Annotated in this window: 12 protein-coding genes; 3 read left to right on the top strand and 9 right to left on the bottom strand. The window is 60.5% G+C overall.

Annotation, left to right across the window (positions count from 1 at the left end):
• Positions 1–5: 5 nt before the first annotated feature.
• Entirely contained in the window at positions 6–3,902 is a 3,897-nt protein-coding gene (gene purL, locus ACA051_RS05200; RefSeq protein WP_497373765.1) for a phosphoribosylformylglycinamidine synthase, read from the bottom strand.
• Positions 3,903–4,176: 274 nt separating this feature from the next.
• Between purL and mltF the strand changes: the two genes are divergently transcribed.
• Complete coding sequence (gene mltF / locus ACA051_RS05195) at positions 4,177–5,637, top strand: membrane-bound lytic murein transglycosylase MltF (RefSeq protein ID WP_497308270.1); 1,461 nt, start codon at positions 4,177–4,179, stop codon at positions 5,635–5,637.
• Between the two features lie 129 nt (positions 5,638–5,766).
• Here mltF and pdxJ read toward each other — a convergent pair whose 3' ends face one another.
• From pdxJ to lptF, 8 genes are all read right to left on the bottom strand, one after another.
• Positions 5,767–6,513, bottom strand: coding sequence for a pyridoxine 5'-phosphate synthase (gene pdxJ, locus ACA051_RS05190; RefSeq protein ID WP_497308268.1), 747 nt, complete (start codon positions 6,511–6,513; stop codon positions 5,767–5,769).
• 47 nt (positions 6,514–6,560) lie between these two features.
• Positions 6,561–7,244 carry a DNA repair protein RecO gene (recO, locus tag ACA051_RS05185; protein WP_497308266.1) on the bottom strand — a complete coding sequence of 228 codons (684 nt, stop codon included), beginning with the start codon at positions 7,242–7,244 and terminating at the stop codon, positions 6,561–6,563.
• A gap of 166 nt (positions 7,245–7,410) precedes the next feature.
• A complete protein-coding gene (gene era / locus ACA051_RS05180) occupies positions 7,411–8,313 on the bottom strand; it encodes a GTPase Era (RefSeq protein WP_010463054.1) in 903 nt (300 codons plus the stop codon).
• A complete protein-coding gene (rnc, locus tag ACA051_RS05175; protein ID WP_010463056.1) occupies positions 8,306–8,995 on the bottom strand; it encodes a ribonuclease III in 690 nt (229 codons plus the stop codon). The genes era and rnc overlap by 8 nt, the downstream gene beginning before the upstream one ends.
• Positions 8,996–9,179: 184 nt before the next feature.
• A complete protein-coding gene (lepB, locus tag ACA051_RS05170; protein WP_497308265.1) occupies positions 9,180–10,034 on the bottom strand; it encodes a signal peptidase I in 855 nt (284 codons plus the stop codon).
• 5 nt (positions 10,035–10,039) lie between these two features.
• Complete coding sequence (gene lepA, locus ACA051_RS05165; protein ID WP_008151572.1) at positions 10,040–11,839, bottom strand: translation elongation factor 4; 1,800 nt, start codon at positions 11,837–11,839, stop codon at positions 10,040–10,042.
• Positions 11,840–12,010: 171 nt separating this feature from the next.
• Complete coding sequence (gene lptG, locus ACA051_RS05160) at positions 12,011–13,072, bottom strand: LPS export ABC transporter permease LptG (protein ID WP_497308262.1); 1,062 nt, start codon at positions 13,070–13,072, stop codon at positions 12,011–12,013.
• The gene (gene lptF, locus ACA051_RS05155) at positions 13,065–14,183 is read right to left on the bottom strand and encodes an LPS export ABC transporter permease LptF (RefSeq protein ID WP_497308260.1); all 1,119 of its coding nucleotides are present in this window, start codon (positions 14,181–14,183) and stop codon (positions 13,065–13,067) included. The genes lptG and lptF overlap by 8 nt, the downstream gene beginning before the upstream one ends.
• 308 nt (positions 14,184–14,491) lie before the next feature.
• On the opposite strand from lptF, the gene ACA051_RS05150 reads away from it, so the two are divergent.
• Together ACA051_RS05150 and ACA051_RS05145 are read left to right on the top strand one after the other, a co-directional pair.
• On the top strand, positions 14,492–15,982 hold the full coding sequence (locus tag ACA051_RS05150; protein ID WP_497373763.1) for a leucyl aminopeptidase: 1,491 nt from the start codon (positions 14,492–14,494) through the stop codon (positions 15,980–15,982).
• Between the two features lie 60 nt (positions 15,983–16,042).
• Positions 16,043–16,471 carry a DNA polymerase III subunit chi gene (locus tag ACA051_RS05145; RefSeq protein WP_401329889.1) on the top strand — a complete coding sequence of 143 codons (429 nt, stop codon included), beginning with the start codon at positions 16,043–16,045 and terminating at the stop codon, positions 16,469–16,471.
• The last annotated feature ends 7 nt before the right edge of the window (positions 16,472–16,478 follow it).

Below are 16,478 nucleotides of genomic sequence, written 5' to 3'. Positions count from 1 at the left end.
AGCCCTTAGTTCACCCAAACCCGCGCATTACGGAACATGCGCATCCAAGGAGCGTCTTCGTTCCAGTCTTCCGAACGCCACGAGTTCTGCACGGCGCGGAACACGCGTTCCGGGTGCGGCATCATGATCGTTACGCGACCGTCGCGGCTGGTCAAACCGGTGATCCCGCGCGGCGAGCCGTTCGGGTTGGCCGGGTAGTTTTCGGTGACCTTGCCGTGGTTGTCGACGAAACGCATCGCCACACAACCCGACAGATCGGCTTCCAGCAACGCTTCTTCGCTGGCGAACTCGGCATGACCTTCACCGTGAGCGATGGCGATCGGCATACGCGAACCGGCCATGCCTTGCAGGAAGATCGAGTTCGACTCCTGGACCTGAACCATCGCCACGCGCGCTTCGAACTGCTCGGAACGGTTGCGCACGAAGTGCGGCCAGAACTCGCTGCCCGGGATCAGCTCGTGCAGGTTGGACATCATCTGGCAACCGTTGCACACGCCGAGGGTGAAGCTGTCGGTACGTTCGAAGAAACCCTGGAACGCATCGCGAGCACGGCTGTTGAACAGCGCGGACTTGGCCCAGCCTTCACCGGCACCCAGTACGTCGCCGTAGGAGAAACCGCCGCAAGCCACCAGCCCCTTGAACTCGTTCAGGTCGACACGGCCGGCCAGAATGTCACTCATGTGCACGTCTATCGCGTTGAAACCGGCGCGGTCGAACGCAGCCGCCATTTCCACCTGACCGTTGACGCCCTGCTCGCGCAGCACGGCAACCTGTGGGCGGATGCCTTTCTTGATGTAAGGCGCGGCGACGTCCTGGTAGACGTCGTAGCTGAGCTTGACGCTCAGGCCCGGATTGTCTTCTTCCAGCAGCACGTCGAACTCTTGCTCGGCGCAGTCGGCATTGTCACGCAGACGCTGGATCTGGTAGCTGGTTTCAGCCCACTGGCGTTGCAGCAGACGACGCTGACCTTCAAACACGGTTTCGCCGTTGAAGGTGATGTTGATCTGGCCATTGTTCATTGGCTGACCGATCACCGACACGCACTCGCCCAGACCGGCAGCGCTGAACTGCGCGAGGATGTCCGGCGTGGCGTCCTGGCGAACCTGGATTACAGCGCCCAGTTCTTCGTTGAACAGGATCGCGGCGATGTCGGCAGACGTTTCTGCCAGACCGTCGAGGTTCAGGCTCAGGCCGCAGTGACCAGCGAAGGCCATTTCCACGGTGCTGGTCAGCAGACCACCGTCGGAACGGTCGTGGTAAGCCAGCAAGTGACCGTCGGCGTTGAGGCCCTGGATCACGGCGAAGAAGGCTTTGAGGTCTTCGGCGTCGTCGACGTCCGGCGCTTGCGAGCCGAGCTTGCCGTGAACCTGGGCCAGGATCGAGGCGCCCATGCGGTTCTGGCCACGGCCCAGGTCGATCAGGATCAGGTCGGTGGTGCCCTTGTCCATGCGCAGTTCCGGGGTCAGGGTCTGACGGATGTCAGCCACAGGCGCGAAACCGGTCACGATCAGGGACATCGGCGAGGTCACGGTCTTGTCGACGCCTTCGTCGTTCCAACGCGTGGCCATGGACATGGAGTCCTTGCCCACCGGAATGGTAATGCCCAGCTCAGGGCACAATTCCATGCCGACCGCTTTCACGGTGTCGTACAGACGCGCGTCTTCACCCGGGTGACCGGCAGCGGACATCCAGTTGGCCGACAGTTTGATATCGGAGATCTTGTTGATGCGCGAAGCCGCGATGTTGGTCAGGGTTTCGCCGATGGCCATGCGGCCCGACGCCGGAGCGTCCAGCAGAGCCAGCGGAGTGCGCTCGCCCATGGCCATGGCTTCGCCGGTGTAAACGTCGAAGCTGGTGGCGGTGACGGCAACGTCAGCCACCGGGACCTGCCACGGGCCGACCATCTGATCACGGGCAACAAGGCCGGTGATGGTGCGGTCGCCGATGGTGATGAGGAAGCTTTTGCTCGCCACGGCCGGGTGATGCAGGACACGCTCGACGCAGTCGGCGATGTCGAGGGTCGACGGATCGAAATCGTCGCCCAGTTCATTCTCCCGAACGGCCGAACGGTGCATACGCGGGGCTTTGCCCAGCAGCACTTCGAGCGGCATGTCCACCGGGCTGTTGCCGAAGTGGCTGTCGGTGACCGTCAGTTGCGGCTCGGCAGTGGCTTCACCGACGACAGCAAACGGGCAACGCTCGCGTTCGCAGATCGCCTGGAAGCGTTCGAAGTCAGCCGGGCCGACCGCCAGAACGTAGCGCTCCTGGGATTCGTTGCTCCAGATTTCGTGCGGGGCCATGCCCGGCTCGTCGTTTGGAATGTTGCGCAATTCGAAGCGGCCACCGCGGTTGCCGTCGTTGACCAGTTCCGGGAAGGCGTTGGACAGACCGCCCGCACCTACGTCGTGGATGAAGCTGATCGGGTTGTGTTCACCCAACTGCCAGCAACGGTCGATGACTTCCTGGCAGCGACGTTCCATTTCCGGGTTTTCGCGCTGTACCGAAGCGAAGTCCAGGTCCGCCGAGCTGGTGCCGGTGGCCATGGAGGATGCCGCGCCGCCGCCCAGGCCGATCAACATCGCCGGGCCGCCGAGCACGATCAGCTTGGAGCCGACGGTGATCTCGCCTTTCTGTACGTGTTCGGCACGGATGTTACCCATGCCCCCGGCCAGCATGATCGGCTTGTGGTAACCGCGAACTTCGTCGCCACGGGGAGTGGTGATCGACTGTTCGAAGGTACGGAAATAACCGGTCAGGGCCGGACGACCGAATTCGTTGTTGAACGCGGCACCACCCAGTGGGCCTTCGATCATGATGTCCAGCGCGGTAACGATGCGCTCAGGCTTGCCGTATGGCACTTCCCACGGCTGTTCAAAGCCCGGGATCTGCAAGTTGGATACGGTGAAACCGGTCAGGCCGGCCTTTGGCTTGGCGCCACGACCGGTAGCACCTTCGTCGCGAATCTCGCCGCCACTGCCGGTGGATGCGCCCGGGAACGGGGCAATCGCGGTCGGGTGGTTGTGGGTTTCGACTTTCATCAGGATGTGCACCGGTTCCTGCACCGCGCCGTACTGGCGGGTTTCAGGGTCCGGGAAGAAACGACCGGCGACGTTGCCGACGATCACCGAAGCGTTGTCCTTATAAGCCGACAGAACGCCTTCGCTGTGCATCACGTAGGTGTTCTTGATCATGCCGAACAGGCTTTTTTCCTGGCTCTGCCCGTCGATGTCCCAACTGGCGTTGAAGATCTTGTGACGGCAGTGCTCGGAGTTCGCCTGGGCGAACATCATCAGTTCGATGTCGTGAGGGTTGCGCTTCAAGCCGACGAAGGCGTTGACCAGGTAGTCGATCTCGTCTTCGGCCAGGGCCAGGCCCAGCTCGGTGTTGGCTTTTTCCAGCGCGGCGCGGCCGCCACCCAGCACGTCGATCGCGGTCAACGGCTTCGGCTCGGCGTGGCTGAACAGGCCGGCGGCTTGTTCAAGGTTACCCAGCACGATTTGAGTCATGCGGTCGTGCAGACCGTTCGCAATAAGCTGCGCGTCGGCGTCACTGAACTGCCCGGCCACGTAAAACGCGATGCCGCGTTCCAGGCGCTGGATCTTGCTCAGGCCGCAGTTGCGAGCGATGTCGCTGGCTTTACTGGACCACGGCGAGATGGTGCCGAAACGCGGCAACACCAGGAACAGACGACCGGTCGGTTCTTGTACCGGAACACTTGGGCCGTACTTCAGAAGGCGCGCGAGCACCTGCTGTTCGTCGCCGGTCAGGACGCCGGTAACTTCGGCGAAGTGAGCGAATTCAGCATACAAGCCGCTGACAGCCGGGACCTTCTGGCTCAGTTGCTCAAGGAGTTTGCTGTGGCGAAAGGCAGAAAGGGCAGGAGCGCCGCGCAGGATCAACATCTTCGGGACAGCCTCGGGAAGGGGTGTGCTTTGAGGCCGTGCATTCTAGCCTAAACCGCCCGCGACATCACCCGAAACGGTGCGCGCGACCGCACCCGAACGTCGGGCCGGGCATTTGGACCTTAAACAGCGGTGCGCCGAGGGTTATTTTTTATGTCAAAAATTGCCGTTCTGGCCCATTCCTGCGGGCTCCAAGCGGGTTTTACGCTGCCTAGCAGACAAGCCCTTCGCTGTCGAGATATGGCGCTCGTGGTCCTTTGCGTATACTGCGCAGATGTTTTCCCCAACGGCTTTGCGTCCGCGATACGCCAAATGGCTGATCGCAACCGGACTCTTCCTGATGCTCAGTGGCTGTGTTGATAAACCCAACACGCTGGAGCGCGTAAAGGAGGATGGTGTGCTGCGGGTGGTTACCCGAAACAGCCCCGCCACCTACTTTCAGGATCGCAACGGTGAAACCGGCTTCGAATACGAGCTGGTGAAGCGCTTCGCCGACGATCTGGGGGTGGAACTCAAGATCGAGACCGCCGACAACCTCGACGACCTGTTCAATCAGGTGGGCAAGCCTAACGGACCGGTGCTGGCTGCTGCCGGTCTGGTCAGCAGCGAGAAACGCAAACAGCAGGTGCGGTTTTCCCACTCCTATCTCGAAGTCACCCCACAGATCATCTACCGCAACGGCCAATCGCGGCCGACCGATGCGGGCGACCTGGTCGGCAAGAAGATCATGGTGCTCAAGGGCAGCACCCACGCCGAACAGTTGGCGGAGCTGAAAAAGAAATACCCCGGCATTGAATACGAAGAATCCGACGCGGTTGAAGTCGTCGACCTGCTGCGCATGGTCGATGAAGGCCAGATCGATCTGACCCTGGTCGATTCCAATGAAGTGGCGATGAACCAGGTCTACTTCCCCAACGTGCGAGTGGCCTTCGACCTCGGCGACGCCAGCAACCAGAGCTGGGCCGTGGCCGCTGGTGACGACAACAGCCTGCTCAACGAGATCAATGCGTATCTCGACAAGGTGAAGAAAAACGGCACTCTGCAACGCCTGAAGGACCGTTACTACGGACATGTCGATGTCCTCGGCTACGTGGGCGCCTACACCTTCGCCCAACACTTGCAGCAACGCCTGCCCAAGTACGAACAACACTTCAAGGCATACGCCAAGAAAGAGAAAGTCGATTGGCGCCTACTGGCGGCCGTCGGCTATCAGGAATCGTTGTGGCAAGCCGCGGTGACGTCCAAGACCGGCGTTCGCGGGCTGATGATGCTGACCCAGAACACCGCGCAGGCCATGGGCGTGTCCAACCGGCTCGATCCCAAACAAAGCATCATGGGCGGCGCAAAATACCTGGCCTACATGAAAGAGCAGTTGGACGAGTCAATCCAGGAGCCGGATCGCACATGGTTTGCACTGGCGGCCTACAACGTCGGCAGCGGCCATCTGGATGACGCGCGCAAACTGGCGGCGAAAGAAGGACTGAACCCGGACAAGTGGCTGGACGTGAAGAAGATCCTGCCGCGTCTGTCCGAGAAAAAGTGGTACAGCAAAACGCGTTACGGCTACGCCCGAGGCGGCGAACCGGTGCACTTCGTGGCGAACATCCGTCGTTACTACGACATCCTGACGTGGGTCACGCAGCCGCAGCTTGAAGGCAATCAAGTGGCGGAAGGCAACCTGCATGTGCCGGGGGTCGACAAGACCAAGCCGAATCAGGAAACCCCTCAGCTTTAGATCTTTGGTGTGTTCAATGGCGTCTTCGCGGGCAAGCCTCGCTCCTACGAGCCGGCGTCGATCACACCATCGCGAATCAACACAATCCCGTAGGAGCGAGGCTTGCCCGCGAAGGTAGCGCCGCCTATCTCAACCCTTGAGCGCAGCCGCCAGAATCAGCGCCTTCATTTCCGATACCGCCGACTTGAACCCGACAAACAACGCATGCGCCACCAGCGCATGGCCGATGTTCAGTTCGTTGATGCCCTTGATCGCGGCCACCGCTTCAACGTTGTGATAATGCAGGCCGTGACCGGCATTGACGATCAGCCCCTGAGCCAGACCAAACGCCACGCCATCTGCCACACGCTTGAGTTCTTCAGCCACTTCGGTCGGCGTCTCGGCATCGGCATAACGACCGGTGTGCAGTTCAATAGCCGGAGCACCCACACGACGGGACGCTTCGATCTGCCGCTCGTCCGCATCGATGAACAGTGATACCTCACAGCCAATCTTCGACAGACGATCCACCGCAGCCTTGATCCGCGCCTCTTGTCCCGCCACGTCCAGGCCACCTTCGGTGGTCAGTTCCTGACGGGTTTCCGGGACCAGGCATATGTGTGCCGGGCGGATGCGCTCGGCGAACACCATCATTTCTTCGGTGACGCCCATTTCGAAATTCATGCGGGTTTGCAGTACATCCTTGAGCAACAGCACGTCGCGCTCCTGGATGTGGCGGCGGTCTTCGCGCAGGTGCACGGTGATGCCGTCGGCGCCCGCCTCTTCCGCGTCCAGTGCTGCCTTGACCGGATCCGGGTAACGAGTGCCCCGGGCCTGACGCAGGGTGGCCACGTGGTCGATGTTCACGCCAAGAAGAATGCGATTGCTGGTGGTCACGGAAGCGCTCCTGAATTTAAAGATTCGGCGCACAGCATACGGGGAGACTAAGGCTTGCGAAACAGCTCGCGACTGACCAGCGGACGACCGCCCAAGTGAACAGCCAGCGCCTGACGCATCAGACGCTTGGCAGCGGACAACGCGCCAGGCGCGGTCCAGTCCGCCTCCGCCATGGCCAACAGCTCGGCACCGTTGAACAGGCCGGGTTGCAGCAGATAGACCTGCTCCAGGCCGGCGTCCACTTGCAAACGGTACAGACCGTCCGGGGCGATGGGCTCGCCGTGGATGTCGCTGGTCAGGGCGAAACCGTAACCGAGGTCGTCGAGCAGGCGCCATTCGAAAGAGCGCAGCAAAGGCTCCAGCGGACGACCTTCGGCCAGCGCGAGCAACGTCGCGGCGTAGTGATCGAACACACCGGGATGCGGGTCTTCGGCGGGCAACAGGCGGATAAGCAGTTCGTTGAGATAGAGGCCGCTGAACAAGGCCTCGCCGTTGAGCCAGGTTGAAACACCGCCCGCTTCCATTCGCCCAACGTTCTTCAGCTCACCCCGCCCCCGAAACTCCACTTCCAGCGGCACGAATGGCCGCGCCAATGTCCCGGCCTTGCCCCGCGCACTGCGCAACACCGCCCGCAGCCGACCTTGCGGCGTGAGGAAGTCCACCAGCGCGCTGCTTTCGCGGTAGGCGCGGGAGTGGAGGACGTAGGCGGGTTGGCCAATGGGCTGGGACATGGAGTTCTCAATGAAGAAACGCGATCTTATAAACAACCAGAAACCAATGTGGGAGCGAGCCTGCTCGCGATTGCGGTCTGTCAGTCAACAGTGATGTTGAATTTCAGGTCCTCATCGCGAGCAGGCTCGCTCCCACAGGGGTTCTTCGGTGTATCTGGATCCGGTGTTACAGGTCGCCGTAACCCAGCGAACGCAATGCGCGCTCGTCGTCGGACCAGCCGCCTTTCACTTTCACCCACAGGTTAAGCATGATCTTGGAGTCGAACAGCAATTCCATATCCTTGCGCGCCTCGGTGCCGATGCGTTTGATGCGCTCGCCCTTGTCGCCAATGATGATCTTCTTCTGGCCGTCACGTTCGACGAGGATCAAGGCATGGATGTGCAGGGTTTTACCCTGCTGCTTGAACTCTTCGATTTCGACGGTGATCTGGTACGGCAGCTCAGCGCCCATCTGGCGCATGATTTTCTCGCGCACCAGCTCTGCGGCGAGGAAACGGCTGCTGCGGTCGGTGATCTGGTCTTCCGGGAAGAAGTGATCGTTTTCCGGCAGGTAACCGGCAATCACCCGCTCCAGCGCTTCAAGGTTGTGCCCGTGCTGGGCCGAGATCGGCATGATCTGCGCGTTCGGCAGTTGCTCCTGCAACCAGCTCAGGTGCGGCATCAGTTCGGCTTTGTCTTCGATGCGATCGGTCTTGTTCAGCGCCACGATCAGCGGGCCGGTCACGTACTGGACGCGCTCGAGGACCATCTGGTCTTCGTCGGTCCACTTGGTGCGATCCACCACGAAGATCACCACGTCGACGTCTTTCAACGCCGCCGAAGCGGTCTTGTTCATGTAGCGGTTCAGAGCCTTTTCGCCGCCCTTGTGCATGCCCGGGGTGTCGACGTAGACAGCCTGGATGGCGCCTTCGGTCTTGATGCCCAGCATGTTGTGGCGGGTGGTTTGCGGCTTGCGCGAGGTGATCGCCAGCTTCTGACCCAGGATGTGGTTCAGCAGCGTGGACTTGCCCACGTTGGGACGGCCGACGATGGCAACATAGCCACAGCGAGTTGCAGTTGAATCAGTCATTGCCATTCTCCACACCCAGGGCAATCAGTGCTGCGGCGGCCGCTACCTGTTCGGCAATACGACGACTCACACCCTGACCTCGGCTTTTTTCATTCAGTAAGGTGATTTCACATTCGACGAAGAACGTCCGGCAATGCGGCTCACCCTGGATATCCACCACTTCGTAACGCGGCAGCTCGCAACCACGCGATTGCAGGAATTCCTGCAGGCGGGTTTTTGGATCTTTGTTGGTGTCGACCAGCGTCAGGCCTTCGAACTCACCGGCCAGCCAGGCCAGCACGCGCTCGCGCGCCATGTCCATGCCGGCGTCCAGGTAGATCGCACCGATCAGCGCTTCGAGGGCATCGGCCAGAATCGACTCGCGACGGAACCCGCCGCTTTTCAACTCACCGGAGCCCAGGCGCAGGTATTCGCCCAGATCAAAACCGCGGGCCAGTACGGCCAGCGTCTCACCTTTCACCAGACGTGCGCGCAAACGCGACAACTGGCCTTCGCGAGCCAGCGGGAAGCGATCGAACAGCGCCTCGCCAGCAACGAAGTTGAGGATGGCATCACCGAGGAATTCCAGGCGTTCGTTGTTGCGCCCGGCAAAACTGCGGTGAGTCAGGGCCAGGACCATCAGTTCCTGATCCTTGAAGGTGTAGCCGAGCTGACGCTCTAGACGGCTTAAGGAGACGCTCACGGTTTACCCACGCTGAGTTCGTGGCTGGATTCCACCGCCATGGCCGTGATGCGGCGCAGGCTTGGGACAATTAACGCTGTGTTCAAAAATTACGTCCTGAATATCATTGTTTTCATGCTTTCGGCGCCGATTGTGTCGACTCCAGAAATGCATTCGGCGCTGTGTTCAACAGCGCCGTGTGTGATTACTTGATCAGGCCAACCCGCGAGAAATTCGGCAGGTGACTGAGTTTGGGTTCCGGCCAGCTCATCCAGACTGCGAAGGCCTTGCCGACGATATTCTTGTCGGGAACCATGCCCAGCAGATCCTTGGGAATGCTCGGATCGTCCCAGTAGCGACTGTCGTTGGAGTTGTCGCGGTTGTCGCCCATCATGAAGTAGTGCCCGGCCGGCACGGTCCACGAACGGTCCGGCGATGCGCGATAGCGGCTCATTTCCTTGCGGATCAGGTGCTCGGCGACACCGAGTTTTTCCTTGTAGAGCTCGGCACTGCCCAGCGTGCCCGGCTCGGAGCCGACCAGTTGTTCGGCAATCGATTCGCCGTTGACGAACAGACGCTTGTCGGCGGTATAGCGAATCTGGTCACCCGGCAGGCCCACCACACGTTTGATGTAGTTGACGTTCGGATCGCTCGGGTAGCGGAACACCATCACATCGCCGCGCTGCGGATCACCGACTTCGATGACTTTCTTGTCGACCACCGGCAAGCGGATCCCGTAAGAAAACTTGTTCACCAGAATGAAGTCGCCGACGTCCAGGGTCGGTTTCATCGAGCCGGAAGGAATCTGGAACGGTTCCACCAGGAACGAACGCAGCACCAGCACGATGAACAACACCGGGAAGAACGACTTGCCGTATTCAACCAGCAGCGGCTCTTTGTTCAGTTTCTCGACGACCACCATGTCAGCCTGGCTGACACTCCCCTGATAGGAGTTGATGGCAGCCCGGCGCCGAGGCGCCAGGAACAGCAGATCGAGCAACGCCAACAAGCCGCAGACGAACACGGCGATAACCAGCAACAGCGGGAAATTTAGTGACATAGGACCTAACTATCCAACCTGAGCACCGCAAGGAAGGCTTCTTGTGGAATTTCCACGTTGCCGACTTGCTTCATGCGTTTTTTACCGGCCTTTTGCTTTTCAAGCAGTTTTTTCTTACGGCTAACGTCACCGCCGTAGCATTTGGCCAATACGTTCTTTCTGAGTGCCTTGACGGAGGTCCGCGCAATGATCTGCCCGCCAATGGCGGCCTGGATCGCGACGTCGAACATCTGGCGCGGAATCAGTTCTTTCATCTTCTCGGTCAACTGGCGACCTTTGTAGTGCGCGTTATCCTTGTGCACGATCAGCGCCAAGGCGTCGACCTTGTCACCGTTGATCAGCACATCCAGTTTCACCAGATTAGCTGATTGGTAACGGTCGAAATGGTAATCCAGCGAAGCATAGCCGCGGCTGGTGGACTTCAGACGGTCGAAGAAGTCGAGGACCACTTCGTTCATCGGCAAATCGTAGGTCACCTGGACCTGCGTGCCGAGGAACAGCATGTCGTGCTGCACGCCACGCTTCTCTATGCACAGCGTAATGACGTTGCCCAGGTGCTCTTGCGGCACAAGAATATTGGCTCGCACGATCGGTTCGCGCATGTCTTCGATCGAGGACAGGTCTGGAAGCTTGGACGGGTTGTCGACGTAAATCGTTTCACCGGTTTTCAGCAACAGCTCGAAGATTACCGTCGGCGCCGTGGTGATCAGGTCCAGGTCGTACTCGCGCTCCAGGCGCTCCTGGATGATTTCCATGTGCAGCATGCCGAGGAACCCGCAACGGAAGCCGAAGCCCAGGGCGTCGGAGCTTTCCGGGGTGTACTGCAGGGACGAGTCGTTGAGCGTGAGCTTTTGCAGGGCTTCACGGAAATCTTCGAAGTCGTCAGAGCTGACCGGGAACAGACCGGCGTAGACCTGCGGCTGAATGCGCTTGAAGCCTGGCAGCACGTCGACGTCCGGCGTGGAACTCAAGGTCAGGGTGTCACCGACCGGTGCCCCGTGAATGTCCTTGATGCCGGCGATGATGAAGCCCACTTCGCCAGCTTTCAGGTCAACGGTGGCGGTGTGTTTCGGGTTGAAGACACCGACGCTGTCCACCAGGTGGATCTTGCCGGTGGATTTGACCAGGATCTTGTCGCCCTTCTTCACACGACCGTGCCGCACACGTACCAGGGAGACAACACCCAGGTAGTTGTCGAACCAGGAGTCGATGATCAACGCTTGCAGCGGATCTTCGTAGTTGCCGGTCGGCGCAGGAATGGTCTTGACCAGACGCTCCAGCACTTCGTCGACGCCCAGGCCGGTCTTGGCACTGCACTCGACTGCGTCGGTGGCATCGATGCCGATGATTTTTTCGATTTCTTCTTTCACACGGTCCGGATCGGCCTGTGGCAGGTCGATCTTGTTCAGGACCGGCATCACTTCCAGGCCCTGCTCAATCGCGGTGTAGCAGTTGGCTACCGACTGCGCTTCAACGCCCTGACCGGCATCGACCACCAGCAACGCACCTTCACAGGCCGCCAGCGACCGGCTGACTTCGTAGGTGAAGTCAACGTGGCCCGGGGTGTCAATGAAGTTCAGCTGGTACTTGATGCCATCGCGAGCGGTGTAATACAGGGTGACGCTGTGGGCCTTGATGGTGATCCCGCGTTCACGTTCCAGGTCCATGGAGTCCAGGACCTGGGCTTCCATTTCGCGCTCGGCAAGGCCGCCGCACATCTGGATGAAGCGATCGGCCAGCGTCGACTTGCCATGGTCAATGTGGGCGATGATGGAGAAATTGCGGATATGACTCAAATCACTCACGGATCAACACTCAAAAAGGCTGCAGGCATAGCCCGCCGAAAAATAGCCGGGAATTGTACCTGATCCACGGCGCAAGCGTCACGTTCGCAGGTCAGACGGCGCCTACAAAAACGCCCCGGTCTTGCGACAGGGGCGTTTTTTATCACCGGCGAGGTCGGGAACCCCCCCTGATCAACCGGCTCGACGCAACAGCCAGACACCGGCCAGGGCACAGACACCCGCTGGAACCAGCACCGCAAACAGTGGCGAGAAACCGAACACCAGGCTCGAAGGCCCCAGCAAATCCTGGACGATGCGGAAGGTGAAGCCGACCAGCACGCCAGTGAAGACCCGCTGACCCAGGGTCACCGAGCGCAACGGCCCGAAGATGAAGGAAATCGCCATCAGTACCAGCGCGGCGGTCACCAGCGGCTGCAACACCTTGACCCAAAATGCCAGCCAGTAACGGCCGTTGCTCAGGCCCTGGTCAGCCAGGTAGTGGATGTAGCCCCACAGACCGCTGATCGACAGCGTGTCAGGCGACATCACCACGGTGCTCAGCAGTTGCGGGCTCAAGGCGACATCCCAGCGCTCGACCGGGGTGGTGACCACTTCGGTGCTCTTTTCATGGAACAGCGTGGTAGTCACGTCGCTCAACTGCCAGTGATCCTGATCGAACTTCGCCCGCTTGGCGAAGCTGGACGACAGCATATGACGCTCATTGTCGAAACGATAACGGGTGACACCGTACAGCAGACCGTTCGGTTGCACAGAGTTGACGTGAATGAACTCGTCACCCTGGCGATGCCACAAACCATGCTTGGCGCTCTGCGCATCGCCGCCACCCTGAGCCAGGGAACGGTTGGCCTGAGCGGTGACTTCGGTGGCCGGCGCGACGTATTCGCCGATCAGCACTCCCACCACCATCAGCACCAGCATTGGCTTCATGACCGCCCAGACGATGCGCCCGATCGACACGCCCGCAGCGCGCATGATCGTCAGCTCGCTGTGACTGGCCAGGCTGCCAAGGCCGATCAGACAACCGATCAGTGCCGCCATCGGCAACATGTCGTACAAACGACGGGGCGCGGTCAGCAGGACGTAGCTCAAGACGTCCACCAAGGTGTAGGTGTCGCTGACCTCACTCATCTCATCGATGAAGGCAAACAGGGTCGCCAGGCCAAGGATAATCCCCAGAACCGCCAGGATGGCTACGAATACGCTGCTACCAATGTAGCGATCGAGCTTATCCACGGGCCACCTCCAGCGCACTGCGGCGACTCGCCATCTTCAAGCGCAACGGCTCCCAGTAGAGTAAGCCCAGACCAATGGCCAGGAAGATCGCGTGAACCCACCACAACCCCAACGCCGGCGGGATCTTGCCTTTTTCGAGGGCGCCGCGCGCGGCAATCAGGATGCTCAGGTAAGCCATATAAAGAAGAATCGCCGGCAGTAACTTGAGGAAACGGCCCTGGCGTGGATTGACCCGCGACAGCGGCACCGCCATCAAGGTCACGATGAACACCAGCAACGGCAGGGACAGGCGCCATTGCAGTTCAGTGCGCGAACGAATGTCATCGCTGCCGATCAAGGAACGGGTGGTCATTGCATCGCGGTCGGTGACTTCGTCGCTGACGTCCGGCTTGGGCAGCAATACGCCGTATTCCTCGTACTTGATCGCCCGGTAGTCGGCCTGCCCCGGGTTACCGTCGTAGCGATAGCCGTTATCGAGAATCAGGTAACGATTGCCGTCAGGGCGGATTTCCTGACGGCCCCTCTCGGCCACCAGCACGGAAATCCCGCGATCCTTCTTATCGGACGAGACGTTCTTTTGCGAAATGAATACGCCGCCGAGGTTGATGCGATCATCCGACAGCGTTTCGGTGTAGGTCACCCGCGTCCCGTCACGCAGCGCCTGGAAGCGACCCGGCTCCAGGGTATCGAACTCGGTCAGCGCATCCTGCTTGTTCAGCAGCAGCTGGAACTGATTGGCACCTTGTGGCGCCAGGCTCAGACTCAGCCAGGCCACGACCAGCGCAACCAGCGTGGCCGGAAACAGCGTCATGGCAAACAGACGTTGCTGGCTCATGCCGGTGGCCGACAAAACGGTCATTTCACTTTCAAGGTACAGGCGACCGTAGGCCAGCAGGATCCCGAGAAACAGGCCCAATGGCAGGATCAACTGCAGAAAACCCGGCAGACGAAAGCCCATGATCAGGAACAGGGAGCCCGGATCCAGCAGGCCCGAGGCCGCCTGGGCGAGGTATTTGATGAAGCGCCCACTCATGATGATGACCAGCAGCACGGCGCTGACGGCGCTCAAGGTCAACAGGACTTCGCGGGACAGATAACGGAAGACAATCAAACCAGACACTCCAGGGTTGTCAGGCTAAGGCGGCCAAACAAGCAAACGTATCAGACAGCCCGCAGGGCAGAGCCGCCGAAAAAGTTGGCGCATTATCCTGTGATTGAGTGCGCCTGTCACTGCGCATGCTCAAGCAGGCGGGGAATGCGTTGAAGATCGTACAACCGAGGGTTGTCAGGCGCAGGGAGCGAGGTTCAAACTGCGGCCTTTGTCGCGGGCCGAGACCTGCGTCTTTCTATCTATAAGCAAGCGTCTGTGCGCCGCCGTTTTTGCCCGCGCACGTTGACCATTCATTCAGGGACCCGGACATGGAACTGGTTGTAAAGAGCGTTAGCCCAGAAACGTTGAAGACCGCCACTCTGGTGGTCGCCGTCGGCGAAGGCCGCAACCTCGGCGCCGCTGCCAAACAACTCGACGAACTAAGCGGCGGCGCCCTCAGCGCTGTACTCAAGCGCGGCGACCTGGCCGGCAAAGTCGGCCAGAGCCTGTTGCTGCACAGCCTGCCGAATCTCAAGGCCGAACGCGTTCTGCTGGTCGGCGTCGGCAAGGACGAAGAGCTGGGCGACCGCCCGTTCCGTAAAATCATCGCCGGCGTCCTCAACACCCTTAAAGGCCTGGGCGGCACCGACGCCGTGCTGGCGCTCGACGAAATCGTGGTCAAGGGCCGCGACAGCTACGGCAAGACCCGCCTGCTGGCCGAAACCCTGGTGGATGGTGAATACACCTTCGACCAGTTCAAGAGCCAAAAAGCCGAACCTCGCGCCCTGAAGAAAATCACCCTGGTGACCATCAAGGCTGCACAGGCCGAAGTCGAGCGCGCCGTGGCCCACGCCACTGCGATTGCCAACGGCATGGCGTTCACCCGCAACCTGGGCAACCTGCCGCCGAACATCTGCCACCCGACATTCCTCGGTGAGCAAGCGAAGAACCTGGGCAAAGAATTCAAAAGCCTGAAAGTCGAAGTCCTTGATGAGAAGAAGATCAAGGACCTGGGCATGGGATCGTTCTATGCCGTGGGCCAGGGCAGCGCCCAGCCACCGCGCCTGATCGTCATGCAATACAACGGCGGCAAGAAATCCGAGAAGCCGTATGCACTGGTCGGCAAAGGCATCACCTTTGACACTGGCGGCATCAGCCTGAAACCGGGCGCCGGCATGGATGAAATGAAGTACGACATGGGCGGCGCAGCCAGTGTGTTCGGCACCCTGCGTGCCGTGCTCGAGCTGAAACTGCCAATCAACCTGGTGTGCATCCTGGCTTGCGCCGAGAACATGCCGAGCGGCAATGCTTCGCGCCCAGGCGACATCGTCACCACCATGAGCGGCCAGACCGTGGAAATCCTCAACACCGACGCCGAAGGCCGTCTGGTGCTGTGCGATGCCCTGACCTACTCCGAGCGCTTCAAGCCGCAAGCGGTGATCGACATTGCGACCCTGACCGGTGCGTGTGTTGTCGCGCTGGGCTCCCACACTTCGGGCCTGCTGGGCAACAACGACGAGCTGATCGGCCAACTGCTGAGCGCCGGCAAGTCCGCCGACGACCGCGCCTGGCAACTGCCGCTGTTCGATGAGTATCAAGAGCAACTGGACAGCCCGTTCGCCGACATCGCCAACATCGGCGGCCCGAAAGCCGGCACCATCACCGCCGCCTGCTTCCTGTCGCGCTTCACCAAGAACCTGAACTGGGCGCACCTGGACATCGCCGGCACCGCATGGACCAGCGGCGGCAAGGACAAGGGCGCCACTGGCCGTCCGGTTCCGTTGCTGACCCAATACCTGCTGGACCGCGCCAAAGCCTGAAACCGATGACCTCGGGCTGCGTTGCTTTCGAGTGACGCAGCCCCGGGCTCAGGAACCGCAATGACCAAAGTCGACTTCTATATCCTGCCCAGCGCTGATCCATCGGCACGGCTGGATTTCGCCTGCAAGCTCACCGAAAAAGCCTGGCGCATGGGCCACCGCATTTACCTGCATTGCAGCGATGCCGCCCAACGCGAGGATCTCGACGCGCGTTTGTGGGCCTTCAAGGGCGAAAGCTTCGTGCCTCACGGTCCTGCCGAAAGCGAGCCGGATAGCTTGATTGTCCTGGGTCTTGGCGATGACTGCGGTCCGCATCAGGATCTGCTGGTCAACCTTGACCTGAAAGTCCCGGCCTTTGCCAACAAGTTCGCCCGCGTAGCGGAAGTGGTGGTGGAAGATCCGACGATTCGTGCGGCGGCGCGGGAGAGTTTCCGTTTCTACCGCGAACAGGGCTATCCTCTGCAAGATCACCGTTTACAGCGACTCTGAGCATTCC

Source organism: Pseudomonas sp. LBUM1669 (assembly GCF_059695705.1).
This window is presented reverse-complemented; position numbering and strand designations above follow the sequence as displayed.

Bases quoted from the DNA above. Each gene is read 5' to 3' on its own strand.
- purL (WP_497373765.1), bottom strand. From the start codon at position 3,902: ATGTTGATCCTGCGCGGCGCTCCTGCCCTTTCTGCCTTTCGCCACAGC.
- mltF (WP_497308270.1), top strand. From the start codon at position 4,177: ATGTTTTCCCCAACGGCTTTGCGTCCGCGATACGCCAAATGGCTGATC.
- recO (WP_497308266.1), bottom strand. From the start codon at position 7,244: ATGTCCCAGCCCATTGGCCAACCCGCCTACGTCCTCCACTCCCGCGCC.
- era (WP_010463054.1), bottom strand. From the start codon at position 8,313: ATGACTGATTCAACTGCAACTCGCTGTGGCTATGTTGCCATCGTCGGC.
- lepB (WP_497308265.1), bottom strand. From the start codon at position 10,034: ATGTCACTAAATTTCCCGCTGTTGCTGGTTATCGCCGTGTTCGTCTGC.
- ACA051_RS05150 (WP_497373763.1), top strand. From the start codon at position 14,492: ATGGAACTGGTTGTAAAGAGCGTTAGCCCAGAAACGTTGAAGACCGCC.
- ACA051_RS05145 (WP_401329889.1), top strand. From the start codon at position 16,043: ATGACCAAAGTCGACTTCTATATCCTGCCCAGCGCTGATCCATCGGCA.